Genomic DNA, 17,815 nt, shown 5'->3' on the forward strand with positions numbered 1-17,815 from the left:
GAGTAGTTTATGCCGTGCACAAGGCAAAAGCTTATAGAATATTAAAACTCGTCGTCGAAAGAAAATTCGTCCGTAACGCCATCACCGGCATTTTCAAAAAGACTAAACTCCTGCTGATCCGCAAAATCACCATCTGCTTTTTTAGCAACAAACGCGGAAGCCCCATCGCTAGCAAGCAGCTCACTTGCGCACCTTGACGCCTCACGCAAAGATCCGTCTAGCAGTACAGCATCCGCCGAAACGCTAAACGCGCAATCGTTAATACCTTCCAAATAAAGACCGCCCAGATTTTCCACGCGAGAAAGCGCAACATATCCCATTCCAGGAGCGAAAGTTCTACGCAAATCCATTACCGCACTATCGAGAGTCATACCTTGCGACTTATGAATCGTAATTCCCCACGCGCAACGAAGCGGCACTTGATTTACGCTAGCAAGTACAGTCTCACCGTCCGTCATTTCCCACGCTGCAGGCTTAAGCGTCACAATATTGCCGTTTTCAAACTCAACAATCGGCCAGCCACCCTTAGATTCAGGCGCAAAACGCAACACACGCCCAACAGAGCCATTTACGTACTGCTTTTCCTGATCGTTTCGCAACGCCATCACAGCAGCTCCGGCCTTCAAAACTAAACGCTCCGGAGCAAGCATATTCTTTTTTAAGCGATCAACAAGATTTTTAGGCCCGGCTTCCGTTGCAACGAATTCGTGAGGCTCAGCATTAATTTCCGCAAGCTGCATATTATTTAAGCCATCTGCTTGCGAGTTCGTTGGGAAAAGATGTACTGCAACTTCGTCATCTTGCGGATACTCACCAAGGCGGCTAGCAAGCACTTGCTTATCGTCGTCACTCACGAGACCGCTACGAATATCCGTCAAAACTTCTAGCAACTTGCCGTCGTCTTGACGATGTTGCTCAGTTAAGTAACACACAACAGGTTTCAAAGCGTCCCATGCAAACGATTCCGTAATATAGCCTTCCGGATTTTTTCCAGCTGCAGTATACTTTTCGCGCGACGAAATAAACTCCGAGCTCGGCTCGAACACGTCACGATTTCGCATAGAAGTGCTAACAGGCGGCAATTGGAAGAAGTCGCCCGAAATAACTACTTGAAGCCCGCCGAAAGGAGCGGGATTTTTGCGCACCTTCCGGCAAACTTCATCAACCATGTCAAAAAGCCACGCGTGAATCATGGAAACTTCGTCCAACACGAGCACGTCCGTGGCTTTTATGCGCTTTCCTCGCCTAGCTCTAATGGTTTTAAGAAGCGTATCCGTAAGCGCGTTTGAAACTCCAACTCCACTCCACGAGTGAATGGTTTGACCGTTTAAGTGCGTTGCCGCAATACCGGTAGAGGCAGTTACAGCAACGCTTAAACCGTTCTTTCGCATTGCGCGAATAGCTTCGTTTAATACGTAGGTTTTACCTGCACCCGGAGCACCGGTAATGAACGCGCTCGCGCCAGCGTTGATTATGGTTAAGGCTTCGGATTGCTTCATTGGCAGTACCTTTTATTGCGTTTAGTAGTCGCGCTTTATTTAATAGTAGCGTTGTGTTTAGTAGTCGCGCTTTTCTGCGGAATTTACGTCTTCTAGCGCCTCTCCGCGACGCTCATAGTCACGAAGCAAGCTCGTGCTTTCAATGTGTTGCGCACCGGCTTTTGCTTGAGACTCGCTTGGGCCTGGAGCTGGAACGAACATCATATCGCGGTAGTAACGAAGCTCATCAATCGACTCAATAATATCCGCGAGCGCGCGGTGACCGCCGTGTTTTGCCGGCTTATTGCGGTAAACGTCCGGGTAAAGCCTGCGTGAAATTTCCTTCAACGTGCTTACGTCGATTACGCGATAGTGCAGATTTGCCATTAAATCTGGCATGTAACGGTCGAGGAATTTTTTGTCAGAACCAACTGAGTTTCCAGCAAGATGCGCTTTTCCGCGAGCTGGCAGGAAACGCTTTACGTACTCAACAACCTGCTTTTGCGCTTCTTCTAACGGCAAACCGTTCTTATTCCACTCGTCAACAAGCCCAGAAGAAGTGTGCATATTGCGTACAAAATCGTTCATGTGAGCCACAGCAGCATCGCTTGGCTTAATCACTAAATCAATGCCGTCGTCCAAAACTTTCAGATTAAAGTCGGTTGGAACTACAGATACTTCGCATAATTCGTCGTGGAAAATATCGAGTCCAGTCATCTCGCAATCAATCCAAATTAAGCGCGATTCTTCCGGCGTAAAAGTAAGATCTTCCTTAGCTTCAGCCATTTTCGTTCCTTTCCTAATATTTTTTCGAACCCACAAGCCTACATCTTCCCGCCGACGAGACGCGTATTAAAAACGACGAAAAGCAGACAAGTTATGAGTAACTTGCGTAACTTTTCGCCGTTTAGTGCAAAATTATTTGCGATTTATACGCGACTTAGTTGTGGAAACCGCTGTAGTTTGGTGCTTCTGCAGTCATCACAATATCGTGAGGATGAGATTCGCGAAGGCCAGCATCAGTAATGCGAATAAAGCGGCCGCGCTCTTGCATTTCCTTAATATTGTGCGCACCAACGTAGAACATTGACTGGTGTAAGCCGCCGAGAAGCTGGTAAAGCACAGCGTTAAGCGGACCGCGATATGGAACTTCGCCTTCAACGCCTTCTGGAACCACCTTGTCGGAGCTGGTAACGTCTGCCTGGAAGTAACGATCCTTCGAATAAGACTTCTTACCGCGAGGAGCCATTGCACCAAGCGAGCCCATGCCGCGGTAAAGCTTGTACTGCTTGCCGTGAAGAAGAACCTTCTCGCCTGGAGCTTCCTCACATCCAGCCAAAGTGCCGCCGAGCATAACAGTGTCCGCGCCTGCAACCAAAGCCTTAGCAATATCGCCGGAATAGTGAATACCACCGTCTGCAATGCATGGAATTCCAGCAGCCTTGCAAGCCTGAGCCGCATCGTAAACTGCGGTAAGCTGAGGCACTCCAACGCCTGCAACAACACGCGTAGTGCAAATAGAGCCTGGACCAACGCCAACCTTTACAGCGTCAACGCCAGCGTCAATCATAGCCTGTGCGCCTTGGCGAGTTGCAATATTTCCGCCAATAATTTGCACGCCGTCGAAAGCCTTATCTGCCTTAATGCGACGAATCATGTCGAGAGCCAAGCGAGCCTCGCCGTTTGCGGTATCGACCACAAGCACGTCAACTCCAGCTTCCATAAGAGCGCACGCACGCTGCCAAGCATCACCCAAGAAGCCAATGCCAGCAGCAACGCGCAAGCGACCCTGATCATCCTTAGTAGCATCCGGATACTGTTCAGTCTTCACAAAGTCCTTAACAGTAATCAAGCCTGTAAGCTTACCTTCAGCATCAACCAAAGGCAACTTTTCAATCTTGTTATCCGCAAGCAAGCGGTGAGCATCTTCCTTAGAAATATTTGAAGGACCGGTGACGAGATTTTCGCGCGTCATCACGTCCTTAACTTTCAAGCGATCGTAGTCTTCGGAAGCAATGAAACGCATATCGCGGTTGGTAATAATACCAACTAAACGATTTTCGCTATCCACTACCGGAAGACCAGAAATATGGAAACGCCCGCACAATTTATCTAAATCGGCGAGCGTAGCATCTGGGTGAACAGTAAGCGGGTCGGTAATCATACCGGATTCACTGCGCTTAACAATATCAACCTGCGCAGCTTGATCATCAATAGAAAGATTGCGGTGAAGTACTCCAATGCCACCGTTACGCGCCATGGCAATAGCCATATCGGACTCGGTAACAGTATCCATAGCTGCCGAAATAGTCGGCACTTTCATGGTAATTTCGCGAGTCAGACGAGTGGAAGTATCCACTTCGGACGGAATAACATCAGTTTCGTTTGGAAGCAAAAGGACATCGTCATAAGCGAGACCGAGCTTCTCGAAAATTGGTGGAACAGGAGCATACACGGATTCCGTGTTCATATCAGTTGTAGCCATAGGGTTACTATACGTTTTTGCTATGACGTTTGCCGAAACGCACCCTCCAAACGCGGGCGCGACGACATGCTTGAGCGCAGCACAGCGCGCGCGAAAGCAATTCGGAGCGGAAACTCGCTCAAGTTGGAAGTCCAGTGGACTTCCAACGCGAGTTTCGTAGCGAGCGCTTATAGCGCGAGCGTACTCGCACGTTTTGAGCGCCACGCCACATTAAGAAAAACAAAATTAAGCAGTTGTTACGAATTGCGAAGTTCGGGCAGGCGACAACGCAAGTACGGCATCATTGTGAGCACAGTAAGTAGCGCAGCAGCAAGAATCATTCCAACAAGCACATACACAGCTTTAAAGAACAAAATCATAATAGAGCCAAACGCAATTAGCGCAGCCCATCCCCACAAAATCAGCACAGCACCCTGCACAGAATGCCCAATGCGCAGCATGCGATGATGCAAGTGCATGCGATCCGGATGCATTGGCGACTGCCCTTTAGCAACACGCCTAAAAATAGCCAAGCACATGTCAAGAACCGGCAAAAACAGCACAAGAATCGGCAACAAAATCGGCATAAATACAGGCAAATAAATACTCGTATGAACGGCGGAAGGATCCAAATGGCCGGTCATAATAATCGACGCGCAAGTAATTAAGTAGCCGATTAACATGGAGCCTGAGTCACCCATAAAAAGTTTTGCTGGATGCCAATTGTGCATAATAAATCCAACGCACATACCTACCATTGCAACGTCAATAAGAGTTGCCATTGAAGCGTAGGATGGCGACGTGCGCGCAAGCATGTATGAGTATGTTGCGAAGGCAATGCCGCCGATTGCAACGATTCCAGAAGCCAGTCCGTCCAGCCCATCTACAAAATTTACTGCATTAATTGAAGCAACGATTAGTATTGCAGTTATTGCGATTGACACGCTTGGAGATGCCGTTACGAGCGATCCTAGCGGCAAAGTTACGATTTGCAACCCTCCCCACGCTACAAAAACAGCTATAAGCAGCTGACCGGCAAGCTTTAGCATCCAATCTAGATCCCAAATGTCGTCGCATACCCCAAGCAGGCATATCATAACGGCTCCTGCTAGTACAACCCACGGCTGGTGCGTTCCTGCAAAAAGCCCGGAAATAAATGGCATAGAACTAGCGAAAGCCATCGCAACTGCGAAACCAAAAAGCATACCTACACCACCCATACGTGGCGTTGGAATAGTATGCACATCGCGCGCGCGAACTTTGCCAACAGCACCCATACGGATTGCAAGGTGACGAACAAGCGGCATAATAAGCCACGTAGCACCGCCTGCAATTGCTGCAATAAACAGGTATACCCTCATGAATGCGTCCTTTGCTATGCGATTACTTCGTTGGTTTTAGCAGCGTTTGCTAAATTTTCGCTTGCTTATTTTGATTGTAGCGATTTGTTAGTACCAGAAATTTAGTACCAGAAATAAGTTAATAAACTTACTCACTTAACGCATTACGAATTTCACTCTCCGAAATCACGCCTTCGCGCAAAATCACAATACCGTCTTTATCGCTTGAATCCGCGCCAACTACCGTGCTTGCCACGTGCGAGCGAGTCGGGCCTGCGTTCAAATACAGCGGAATTTCGTTGCCGAAAGCTGCAAATGCTTCTTCTACACTGTCTGCACTTTCGTTACCGCTGCGATTCGCGCTAGAAGCAGCCAGTGGACCGGTGACTCGCAAAATTTGCATTAATTCAGGGCAATCCGGCACGCGCACGCCTTGAGTTGCTTGAGTTTTCGCATCGTTTTGAGCATCAGTTTCATTCGTTTTGCACAGCGTTGCAAGATTTGAAGCAACTGAATCCTTCTTCGCACGCGCAATCGGAGAATATCCGCCCGGAAGGAACTTTTTGCCTAGAATATCCAGCGGAGAAGGCAAATAAAGCCCAAGTTTTTCTAAATCTCCCACTCCACTCATTAAAATTTGCAGCGCCTTTGTGCGCGGTCTGCGCTTAAGCTCGTAAATTTTTGCAACAGCAGCTTCATTGAATGGATCGCAAGCAACGCCGTACACGGTGTCAGTCGGCACTACAATCACGCCGCCTTCGTTAATAATTTGCGCTGCCATTTGCAGGGATTCTTCGTTGATATTGCAAATTTTGCTCATTTTTGCCTCTTTTATTGCTTATTTTGCTTATTTTGCTTATTTTATTCTGTTTGAGTCAAGTTTTATTTTTGATTAAAATTTTACTTTTCCGCAAAAGTGTACCGCGGTCTGCCAGTTAAGTCGTTTCCAACGCGCGCACGCGAAAAACCTACGCTTTCCGCATACTTTTTAAGCGCATCCCCTTGCGAAATATCGTGCTCCATAACCATCGCTCCCCCAGACTTAAGCAGCGCAAAAGCCGCACGCATAATCTGCTCCGGAATAAGCAAGCCGTCCGCAGAACCGCCATAAAGCGCAAGCGGAGGATCATACTCTCGCACTTCAACCTGTTCTGGCACTTGACTTTCCGGCACGTAAGGCGGATTCGTTATTACTAAATCTACTTTGCCACAAATTGCGTGAAGTTCCGGCGTGCAATCCGAAATATGCGATTTGGTTGCGTCTGCAAGCACGGCATGATAGCGACTGAAAATCTGAATATTTTCCCACTTTTTTGCAGCTTCTTCGAAATTTTTTTGCAAATATTGGAAAGCTTCAGGAGATTTTTCTACAGCCCATACTTGCGCGTCTGCAACTTCCGCCGCAATCGACAATCCAATTGCGCCCGATCCGGCGCATAAATCGACTACCGTCGGCTTGCTAATACCAGACTCTCTAAGCCAATCCAATCCAGCTTCAACAACAATTTCCGTTTCCGGCCGCGGCACAAAAACGCCCTTACCAACTTGCAAATCCAAGTAGCGAAAAGGCGCGCGACCAACAATATGCTGCAACGGCTCACGAGAAGCACGCCTAGATACAAAATCGCTATATTTACTAGCATAATCTTGCGAAAAATCGGTTAAATCGCCAAGTATTAGCGCCTTGTTCAGCTCAGCTAAGCTTACGCCGCAAGCATGAGCCAGCAGCAAGCGTGCATCATATTCTGCTGACTCCACGCCTGCAGAATCAAGCTTTTTAACAGCATCGCGCAAAACTCGCAAAAGTTCTTGCATTTTAAGAATTGCTTGGTTATTTCAGTAATTTTACTTGACTTACTTGGCTTGCGCTAAGCGGTCAGCTTCATCCGCCTGAATATCACTGTCGATAACAGGCTGCAAATCGCCGTCAAGAACCTGATCAAGATTGTAAGCCTTGTAATTCGTGCGATGATCCACAATACGATTTTCTGGGAAATTGTACGTGCGGATTCGCTCAGAGCGGTCGAGCGAACGCACCTGTGAGTGGCGCATATCCGCCGCTTCTGCTGCCTCCTGCTCGTGCTTCATAGCGAGCAAACGAGACTTTAACACGCGAAGGGCTGCCGCACGGTTTTGAATCTGCGACTTTTCGTCTTGCATGCTAACAACAATTCCGGTTGGAATATGTGTCATGCGAACCGCAGAATAAGTAGTGTTCACGGACTGCCCACCAGGGCCGGAGCTCATGAAAATGTCGATCTTCAAATCTTTTGGATCGATTTCGATTTCGTCGTCATCTTCGTCTGCTTCTGGGAACACGATTACGCCAGCTGCGGAAGTTTGAATACGTCCCTGCGATTCCGTAACTGGGATTCGCTGCACGCGATGCACTCCGCCCTCATACTTCATGCTTGCCCACACGCCATCTTCTGGAGCAGGCGTACCTTTTGCTCGAATCGCAAGCTGCACGTCTTTTACGCCGCCAAGTTCCGTTGAATTTTCGCTTTGGATTACGGTAGTCCAGCCGCGCTTTTCCGCGTAACGCATGTACATACGCAATAAATCGCCAGCAAACAAAGCCGCTTCTTCGCCGCCTGTGCCAGCTTTAATTTCCATAATCATATCGCGCGCATCATCCGGATCCCTAGGAATTAATGCAGTGCGAAGCTTTTCTTTTGCTGCTGGAATCTGCTCTTCTAAGCGCTTAGCTTCTTCAGCGAAATCTGGATCGTCGCTTGCCATTTCGTTTGCGGCTTCAAAGTCGTCGCAAAGCTGTTTGTAATTTAGGTAAGCGTTTACGATTGATCCAAGTTCTGCGTGCCTACGACCAAGCTTACGAATAGCGTCCGGATTTGACGCAACTTCCGGGCTTCCCATACGACTTTCAATATCGCGATACTCTTCTAACGCGGTAACTGCTGCCGGGAATTGTTCCTCTACTGACTCAGCCATCATATTCCTTTGTAGTCACGCTTAACGCGGATTGTAAATCAAAAATTTAAATGTTAAATATTAAACACACATGTTTAGCACATAAAACGCCAGCCCCGATTCCGCGAGTTACACGAAAGCAGGGCTGGCGTCACAAAAGCTACTTAGTCTTCTTACCGTAGCGCTTCTCGAAGCGAGCCACGCGACCGCCGGTGTCGAGAATCTTCTGCTTGCCGGTATAGAATGGGTGGCACTTTGAGCACACGTCAACCGTCATGTGATCGCCATCAGCGGTAGAACGAGTTACGAAAGTGCTTCCGCAAGAGCAGGTAACCTGCACTGCGTGATAGTCGGGATGAATACCCTGCTTCATAATGTCTCCTATGGAATTCGGGCGACCCGGGTCGCAAAGCCCCAATAGCTAAGCGTGAACCGGAACCTTCGTAATTCTAGTCACCACCCTCGACGCGCTTATAATCCGCATAAAAATGGAGCGCATGAAAAATTCAAACGCTCCAAATTTAAATAAATTATTTATTATTGCGACGCTTGCGATGGTGTTTGCCAGTCTTTACCACCGCAAGACCAATTGCTGCGATTGCTGCCGACAAAATACCAGCGGATGCAGAAGAAACCGTATTGCTACCAGTTTTAGCTAATTCCGGCTTTGCTCCAGCAGTTTCTTTTACATCCTTTTCTTGCTTCTTTTCATTCTCAATAGTTACGTCATATGAAGTATAAGAATCAAGAGAAGGAATAGCTCGTTCAGGCGTTGGAGCAGGTTTGCTCTCAGAAATCACATCAATTTCAACAGTAATTTCCGCTTCGCGACCATACTTGTCGGTAGTAGTAAACGTCAGCTCAACTTTCGGCTTGCCGTCAACAATCTTAGGCGTGCCAGAAATCTTGCATTCAGTACCAGCGCAATTTGCGTTAATGCCGTTTACAGAAGTTAAGCCTTGAGCAACTAACTCGTTAATAGTTACTTTCTTGCCGTCTACTGTAACCGTTGTGTTATTAACATCTCCTTCAGTCATGTTTTGCAATCTGAAGTTCGTTAAAACACCCTCGCGAGCAGAACCACTAAACTTAAACTTCATAGGAGCCATCTTCTCAAAGTTTGCAGTAATAATGGTTTCGCTTTCTGGGAATACCATTGCAATATCAGCGTCAGTAATACCAGCTTGCACAAGTAAATTCTTCAAAGCTTCAATAGTTGAGTGTTGTGAATTACGAATTATTTTTGCAGTATATGACTTTCCTAATGTTTCAGCAACAATAGCCAATCTATTACGACTTGCTTCATAACTCATATTCTCGTTATTTATAGCTTCAGCAAGAATATTCTTTATAGCCGCAAATGTAGAATTCTTAGATTTGCGGATTACATTAGCTGTAAACGACATGCCATAGCGTTCAGCAATCTTAGCTAATGTTTCACGCTCAATATCAGTTGATTTGTGGTTATCAGCACTGTTATAGATGGTATCAATATGTTTAGAGTAAGATACTTCATCCCAATTCTTGAATATGTAACCTTTGTTAGCAAGAACGTCTGGAATATAATTCTTTATTTCAGACATTCTATCTTTACGCACCCAGTATGTATGCATTGGTGACTGCATAGTTCCGCCATTGCCAGCTACATACGTTACCTTTGTGTAGTTTTCTAAAATGAACTTTCCTGCTTGGCTGCCAGCTGAAGGCAAATCTCGCTCTGCAATCACATTCGGAAGCACTTGAATAGGTACATTTTCATAACGTACTATCTTTGCACCCTTCTTATTTGGATCAGATGTTTCAACCTTCACTCTAACGGTAGTAATTCCAGGCTTCGCAATTCGAACAGAATTTGCACCGGAAGAATAAACTACACCAGCACCGTGCATGCCCGCAATCTCTAGGTTATTAGGATCAACACCAGACACAAGCTCATCAGGAGCAGGAACTTCATCTCCAACACTCTTAACAAACTGAGATACATTCACAGGCATATCAGCAATCTGATTTGCTACATATACGCGAATTTGCCTATTGTCGTTTGTGTCATTCTCAGGAACAGGCTTGTTGCCTGCATCATAAACTTCCCACTTGCTAAAGCCCTTAAGACGGTTCTTCAACTCATTAGTTTTTCCAGCAACGTCATCATCATACTTAGTACTATCGGACTTAAAGTAGATAACTTTCGGTTTATATGATCCATCATCCCACTTTCTTCCGAAAGCTGGTAAGAACACATACGGCACGTAGTTATCTGGAACTTTCTCATTACTCTTCGCGTCGATGATGTTCATCACCTTTTCATACACTGCTTGGTATGTAGTGTTTTCAGAGTACTTTAATTTACGAATCTCATCATTCGATAACAACTTTTCACCATTCGCGTTTTGCACATCAACGCTAGTTGCAGATGCTGGTTCACTTACCATCAAAGTAGTGACAGGAATTTCAGGTTGATTTGCTAAGCTTCTTCTTGCACGCGAACGAGCATCAGAATTATCATTATCAACAAAATTCTCGAGCTTCCTCCAGCCTTTGAACACGTAATGGTATCCATCAGCGTCATAATCCTTGCCAACAGCTTGCGGAGCTTTTACGCCCGTAACATCGTCTTTAAGAACGTAGTACAGCTTAGTAGTATCTTTATCAAGGCTGCCCTGATCTTTATGATCAACTTGATTGGCATTTATAAAGTTGACCTTAACATACTTATCCTTATTGAGAACAAGATCACGCTCTGCAGCAACACCAGTAAGAGGATTAGTATCACCAGGCTGATGTGAAGGCTGAGTACTATCTGGTTTCGGTAGGCTTTTATCGTACATCAACTGATAAAGCACCTTTAAGCGTCCTACAAGTCTATAAGTCTTGTAATCTGCTGCATCCTTATACTTAACTGTAACTTTCAAAGGAACAGTGTACAACGCAGGCTTCTTAAGCATCTTCTGCTTTAACTTATTTTGTTCAGCTTCAGTTGGCAAATCATATTCGACTTTTATGTCTTCTATGCCATTATTCACAGCAGCATCTGCTTTGAGCTGAGACATATTAGTTATAAAATCGGTTAACTTTGGAAGCGTGTCAGGCTTATCTTGCACAGCGACCAAGTAATCAGTCTGCACTGTTGGCTCTGTCCAAGGGGTTTGATCTGCCACGAACTCTTGGAATGGTTTATCAACTTTCCAATTCGAAACATCATCTATAGGCGTTACTTCTTCTTTGCCATTAATCATGCTGCTTCGATTCCAAGTTCCCTTAGCATTGGTTAGGTTCTCTTGAAGCCTTGTCAACGCACTAGTCTGGTCGCTAGCACTGTAAGGAATTTGCGAAAGATCAGTACCCTTCTTTACGTAGAACACCTTAGGGCCGTCTGTGCCGTCCTTCCACTTTCGTCCTGGAGCAGGCTTGAAGATTGCAACTACAGAATCTTCTGGAACTGTTCCATTGTCGGACGAGCTGGAGAAGTAGTCGATTCGCTTGTAAATAGCGTGGTAAGTTACGCCGTCTTGCAAATTTACTTTCTTGTAGCGGTCGCTTGAATTTATGTCAAACGTCTGCTCTTGTTTTGAATTTTCAGCAGTCGGCTTTACAACATTAGTCGCCCAACCCTTAAACACGTAGTGGTAATGCTGGTCGCTGTAATCATTGCCGAAAGCTTGCGGCACGCGGATTCTAACTTCCTTACCCTTATAAACGTACGCAGTAAGCGTAGTTTTTTCACCAGCAGGATGATTGGCATTATCTCCATCGTGACCAATAATAGTGCCTTCATCATTCTTGCCGGTGAAAGTAATCGGCGCATACTCGTCAATATGCGCTTTGCCATAGTCAGTAGCTTTAAACTTATCCCACTCGCTTGCGTACACCAAATCCGGCAGCACGCGGTACAGCACTTCAGCTTCAGCAATGTTATTGCCAAGATGCACTTGCACTTTAATCTTGTGTAATCCTGGAGTGTTGTCAAACTTTTCGCCAGGCGCAAAGCTGAACGTAGCACCAGTTGGATACTCATAAGAATTCGTTATAAGCTTCTTAGCATCATCACTACTTCCAGTACTAATATTCTCAAGTGGCGTAAGCACTTGCGGAGCTGCGGCAATAGGAGCCTTTAGCTTGAAGTGAGCAGTGTAAATTACCTCAGGATTGTTCTGCTCTTCGGAACGAATCGGCAAGCGATTCACACCATCGGAATACTGAAGCGTATGCGAGCCAACTTCAGACGAACCGACTTTTGAAGTCCAACCAACAAACTCAAATCCAGGCTTTGCTTTCACTGTTGGAAGTGGCATTTGATAAGCTTTTGTGCCCTTAATTGCGTCGTACACAAGAACAGAGCCGTCAGCTACATCCTTGTTCTGCCAGTCAACAACGCTGCCCATAGAGTCTTGACCATCAGCCACTTTGAACACGTAGCGCGTGTAGTGATCTGGGCGAGCTTGCTTATCGTCATTGCGTTTAAGCACGCGAACGTCTTTATATTTGAAGATGAATGTATCTTCTCTAGTCTGCTTACCTTCGCTATCAGTAGTATAAGTAATATTCTGCTGTGTGCTTTCCGGCATAAAGCCTTCAATCGGCTTGTAGAATACTACGTCGTACTTTCTGTTTACAGAGCTGACTTCGCTTTCTGGAAGAAGCTCCTTACCGTTTTGATCAATATACTTTACCTTATACTTGCGCGTATTGTACGTTTGGTAAATAAACTCGCCAGTATTCTGCTTCTCATCACTCGAGGCTTCAAAGCTCGTGAACTGCTTATCTGGGAAGTGCGTTTCGTCGCTGTAGACTGCTTCCGCATTGTAGCGCAAATGCTCGCGCAAGCCGGAAACCGTTTGAGTAGAAACGTGATCCACCATCGCGGCTTTTTCTGCGTCTGAAAGACCCTCTTTCTTATAGTCAGCAAACGTTACGCCTGGCTTTAAGAATATGTGCTTAAAAGTACCGTTGTAGCGAGTATCCTTAACCCACACTGCATCAAGCTTTATATCTTCTACTACTTTATTGCCAAAAGCGTACGGCAAAGTCGTGCCGTTCTTTTTAATCTCCCAGCCGTAGAAGTCGTAGCCTTTGCGCGTTGGGGTGCTTATCTTCTTTTCGTCAATAACATGGTAGCGAGGGAACTTCTTTTCCGTAACTACGTCGGAGCCACTTATTTCATTGCCGTTGTCGTCGGTTTTCGGCATATGGTAGTCAAACGTTACAGTGTGCTGAATATCAGTTGGAAGACCCCACGCAGCGTAAAGCTTAATGCCGTTGACTGGCATTGTAATATCTTTGTTTTCGCCATTTATAAACTGAGTACCAGCCTGATCAACAGCCCAGCCTTTAAACACATAGTCTTCTGGCAAATCAGCAGGGCGAACGATGGAGTAAGTCTTGTTATTAAGCGTGAAAGTGTACTTGCCGTCGAACTGCTTAGACGTATTACCGGCATCGTCTTTAGTTACAGAAGCATCATAAGATGTATCGTTTCCGTATAGCTCTTTGTCTTCGCCCGTCAAATCTTTTTTGCCGCGCTTAGTCAAACTATACTCGAACGGCAGGCTCTCTTTAGCAGAGCCATTGCCGTCCTTTATAGCCTTGCCATCCGCATTATAAAACTGCACATCGTACGACTTGCGGTTGTACCTAAATTCAAGTAGTTTGTTAGTTTCAAATTCAGTTGCATCACCAGAATAATCTTCTTGTTCATCTACTGGAACGCCCCTATACTTTCGAAATGCTAAATGATACTTTTTAGCAAAAGCATTCTTCTCATCATCACTTAAATCATCCCAATTCCCATGACCATGAGATTCGTTATACCACTCTTCCCGATTATCTTCAAAGTCGAATGGATCTAACGAATCACCAACTTTTGTCTTATCATAACCATTAGCAGGATTAAAACCTGCAATAGATGGAGCTGTATATAAATAACCCGAATTGTCAGTATCATCTTTGCTATATGAATCAGTTGAAAGCTCATAATCATTGTCGCCTATATCATCGCCACCGTTTTTAGCAGACGCAATACTTTGCTTCCTAATAATCACCTGTATAGGCGCACTTTTACTACTGATATCAGCAGTAAGCAGACGCTGATTATCTTTTAGCTCGTATTGCTGTGCACTAGGATTCGAAGGGTCATCACTAATTTTAGGCGCTTGATTATTACCTTGTACACGGAATTTAGGATCAGCAAATTCTTTTATAGTAAAACGATACGGAGGAGTGTCACGATAATTCACTTCACCTGCATATCCAAGCTGCCATCCTAAAGAGCCTATATTTTCTTCATTAAAATCTAATTCATTTATATCAGGCCAAATATCAGTAAGCTTTTGACCGTAACGAACTTTTACGCGGTAGCCCTTATGGTCAATTTTGTTGCCATCGTTATCTTCATTTTCGCTATCATACTTCGTTGAGCAATTGCCACCATCAGCATAGCAATAAATAGTTGTTTTGCCGCTTTCGTCTTTTCTTTTTATAGCAGCATTGTTACCCCTATCTACGCCAGTAGGCTTAGCAAAAATAAGCTCGTAAGTCTTGCGGTCGTAAACTAAGTTAAGAGTGTTGTTTAAGTCGTTCGCGCAAAGCTGCGATTTACTACGTTTGCCTAAATCTGGGTGACCCGGCACAAAATCATGTTGCTCAGTGTTAAGCTTTTTAGTAAGCTCCTTATTCACATGGAAGTAGCGTGTGAATATATCCTTGCCTTTGTTTGAAGCGTCACCAGGATTCGCGGTATCATACCCGTCTAAGCTTGTTACAGGCGTATCGTTCATCCAGTTGAACTTTGAAATTAAGCCGTCTTTGTAACTCTTATCCTTCGTGCCTTGCAACTCTTCTTTCGTTAAGCCAAGCTCTGGGTTTTCTACATAATTATCTTCGTTTTTACCATTAAGCTTACTAGTATCATTAGCAACGCCGGCATCATTCATCTTATTAAGCGCAACGTCACTCTCTGTCTTCACGTTCTTGCGCTCAACAAGACCAACAAAGTCGTAGTTTGCAAGCGAATCCGGATGCTCTTTGTCAACCAAATCCGCTTTTTGCACCCACACGTTCACGCGGTAGCTAGTAGTATTGTTCGCTTCCCAATTAGCGCGGAATTGCACATTGTGATCCGGCATCTTGTAGTCATCAAGAGAAACAATAGTATTCTCAGCATAAAGCGGATCACTCTCTTTGCTAGGATCTACTAAAGACCATCCTTTAAAAGTGTAACCTCGCCTAGTTGGTTTCGTAACTTGTGGCACATCTTGCTGGTAATACACTTTTTGAGCAGTAACATCCGTGCCGCCAGCAGAATCGTAAGTAACTTCATACGCCTTACGGTAGTAGCGAAGGTTCAAAACTAGCTTATCTTTTTCATCTTCAGAATCCGAAAGCGGCGAGCTAATAAGATTATGCTCCGGCTCGTAGCCTGGAATGTACAGAGCTACAGCACTCACATCTGAACCAACAGTGCCAGTAACTTCAGTGACGTGGATACGTTCTTTTTTGCCATCTTTGTAAGTTACTTCAATAGTCTTGCCAACGCCAAGATTTGGAGCATCGTGAAACTCATCCTTATGATCGAGATCCTGCACCAAGTGACGCACATAGTACTTAGCTGTTTTAGGAGCGTAGTTGATATTCAACTCGCCGTAGTACTGAATGCCGTCTTTTGCTTGTGGCTGAGCAGACGATGAAGATTGCGTAGTTGTCGTTGTTTGAGATGACGAAGTTTGCGGAGCTTGAGCGCCGTTATTGCCTCCAACAGCCGACCTTTCTTTTACAGCGTAATCAGTAATCAGCTTCTTGCTTAAACGCAAGTAACGCTTAGCATCCGCATCCGTACCGTCGTCAATAACAAACTTGTCTTCGCTGTTTTTAATGTAGTACTGGTAATCACCGGAGTGATATACGGACGGACGGTATCCAGCAGCCTTTGGAAGCTCAATGTACTCGTACTTGCCATCTTTGCCTAGATTATCGAAGTCTTCTTGATCAATTGTAAGCTCATACGGCTGCACAAGCTGCTTATTCGCAGCACCACCAATCGTATAGCGAATTTTCAAATTATACGTAGCTTTTGGCTTTTTGTCGGTTTGTACCTGTTCGTTGGCTTGCTCTGTGTTTTCAGCAGTTGGATGCTGCTCATTCGGCTTAATTACCTGGCTGTTTGGATCAGTTGCTGCGTTATTAGTTGTTGTGCCAGCGTTCGATGTAGAAGCAGGTGAAGGATGCTCATTGTTCGAAGCAGGCGTAGTGCTTTTCTCTTCGCCTGAGACGTTTGCATTTGCACCTTGTGCAGTTGTATTTTCTGTACTTGGTTTCGCTGTAGTTCCAGCACCAGCGTTAGACGCTGTACCTGTTGAAGGTGCAGGAGCAGACGGTGCAGTCGTATTATCTACAGTGTTCGCAGTCGGAGCTGCAGACGCATTATTTGCAGACGGTGCAGTCGAGGTTGCAGGCGCACTTGTTGTAGTAGTTACACTATTCCCGTCGGAAGCACCATCGCCGCTCTCAACAGACCTACGAACACGCACTCTTGGCGTATTTGCATCGCTTGCCGCATTCGTATTTTCTGCGTGAGTGCTTGAAGGTTGTTCGCTTGTATTCTGCTCGTTTGCAGGCTTTGCGCTTTCAGTATTTACAGGCTGCGTATTTGCTGGTTGTGCAGGCTGCTTATTTTCACCTGGCTTAACCTCAGCAGGCTTAACGTCACCAGCATTTTCTTCCGGTTGCTTTGCTTCCGGCTGCTTTGTTTCTGCAGGTTGCTTTGCATCTTGTTTTGCAGTTGACGTTGATTCTGGCTTTGCAGTCGGCTTCAAAGTTGGAGTCGACTCTGGCTTTACTGCTGGATGAACTGGCTGCACTGGCGCAGGCGCACTTACTGCATAAGAATGTCCGAAATTAACCTGTTCTGAAGAACTACCTAACTGCGAGTCAATTCCATCACGCTGTTGCACTTCGTGTTGTTGCGATTCGCGCTGCTTTGCTTCACTCTTATTTATTTCACGCTGCTCAATCTCACGCTGTTGTGCTTCACGCAACTTTTGCATTCGTGCATCATGGCGCGCAAGCTCTACAAACTTTTGAATTTGTGCACCCTTATTGAGTACGCCAGCACCCCACCGCTGCATATTCAATTCATCTACATCAGGCTTTACCTTTGCCCATTTTTGCGTCGTATTAGACGCATCGATAATATCTTTTTGAGTAGGCTGAAGCGCGGAAGCCACAACAGATGGAAGCATCATTGCCAAAGTTGAAGCAACAGCAACTCCAGCAACTCCCTTACGCAAAGCACGAGAACGCTTCACTGCATGAGCCTTACGAAGTGTTCTTCTTGGTGCCATATCACCATATAAATCTTTACGCTCTGCCATTATTTCTCCTCACTCCAACCATTTTCAAGTAAATCGCGCATACTTATAAATCTTCATATATATTATATATGAATACAGTATACGGGCATAAAATAAACATTTGTTATAATCTTTTATTCGTTACAAATCAACTACAACTCATATTTACACTTGGCAAATAAAATCACCTAACTAATAATATACTAATCAATACCCCCCCCCCCCAAAAAAAATCATCCGAACGACTATGCCGTTAGGAAT

Annotated in this window: 9 protein-coding genes; all 9 read right to left on the minus strand. The window is 45.4% G+C overall.

Annotation, left to right across the window (positions count from 1 at the left end):
• Nucleotides 1-41: 41 nt before the first annotated feature.
• Nucleotides 42-1,499 carry an ATP-dependent DNA helicase gene (locus HXT57_RS04905; protein WP_285089280.1) on the minus strand — a complete coding sequence of 486 codons (1,458 nt, stop codon included), beginning with the start codon at nt 1,497-1,499 and terminating at the stop codon, nt 42-44.
• A 57-nt stretch (nt 1,500-1,556) separates the two neighbouring features.
• The gene (gene orn / locus HXT57_RS04910; protein ID WP_004107431.1) at nt 1,557-2,264 is read right to left on the minus strand and encodes an oligoribonuclease; all 708 of its coding nucleotides are present in this window, start codon (nt 2,262-2,264) and stop codon (nt 1,557-1,559) included.
• 154 nt (nt 2,265-2,418) lie between these two features.
• A complete protein-coding gene (gene guaB, locus HXT57_RS04915) occupies nt 2,419-3,963 on the minus strand; it encodes an IMP dehydrogenase (RefSeq protein ID WP_004108463.1) in 1,545 nt (514 codons plus the stop codon).
• A 236-nt stretch (nt 3,964-4,199) separates the two neighbouring features.
• Complete coding sequence (locus HXT57_RS04920) at nt 4,200-5,303, minus strand: MraY family glycosyltransferase (protein ID WP_004108465.1); 1,104 nt, start codon at nt 5,301-5,303, stop codon at nt 4,200-4,202.
• Between the two features lie 127 nt (nt 5,304-5,430).
• Nucleotides 5,431-6,102, minus strand: coding sequence for an L-threonylcarbamoyladenylate synthase (locus HXT57_RS04925; protein WP_285089279.1), 672 nt, complete (start codon nt 6,100-6,102; stop codon nt 5,431-5,433).
• 80 nt (nt 6,103-6,182) lie between these two features.
• Nucleotides 6,183-7,097, minus strand: coding sequence for a peptide chain release factor N(5)-glutamine methyltransferase (gene prmC / locus HXT57_RS04930; protein ID WP_102703200.1), 915 nt, complete (start codon nt 7,095-7,097; stop codon nt 6,183-6,185).
• A 39-nt stretch (nt 7,098-7,136) separates the two neighbouring features.
• Entirely contained in the window at nt 7,137-8,234 is a 1,098-nt protein-coding gene (gene prfA, locus HXT57_RS04935; protein ID WP_012914392.1) for a peptide chain release factor 1, read from the minus strand.
• A 139-nt stretch (nt 8,235-8,373) separates the two neighbouring features.
• Complete coding sequence (gene rpmE / locus HXT57_RS04940; protein WP_004118797.1) at nt 8,374-8,586, minus strand: 50S ribosomal protein L31; 213 nt, start codon at nt 8,584-8,586, stop codon at nt 8,374-8,376.
• A 157-nt stretch (nt 8,587-8,743) separates the two neighbouring features.
• The gene (locus HXT57_RS04945; protein WP_421783475.1) at nt 8,744-17,575 is read right to left on the minus strand and encodes an InlB B-repeat-containing protein; all 8,832 of its coding nucleotides are present in this window, start codon (nt 17,573-17,575) and stop codon (nt 8,744-8,746) included.
• Between the last annotated feature and the right edge of the window lie 240 nt (nt 17,576-17,815).

Origin of the sequence: Gardnerella sp. KA00771, assembly GCF_049244045.1 — a bacterium.
GTDB lineage: Bacteria > Actinomycetota > Actinomycetes > Actinomycetales > Bifidobacteriaceae > Bifidobacterium > Bifidobacterium swidsinskii.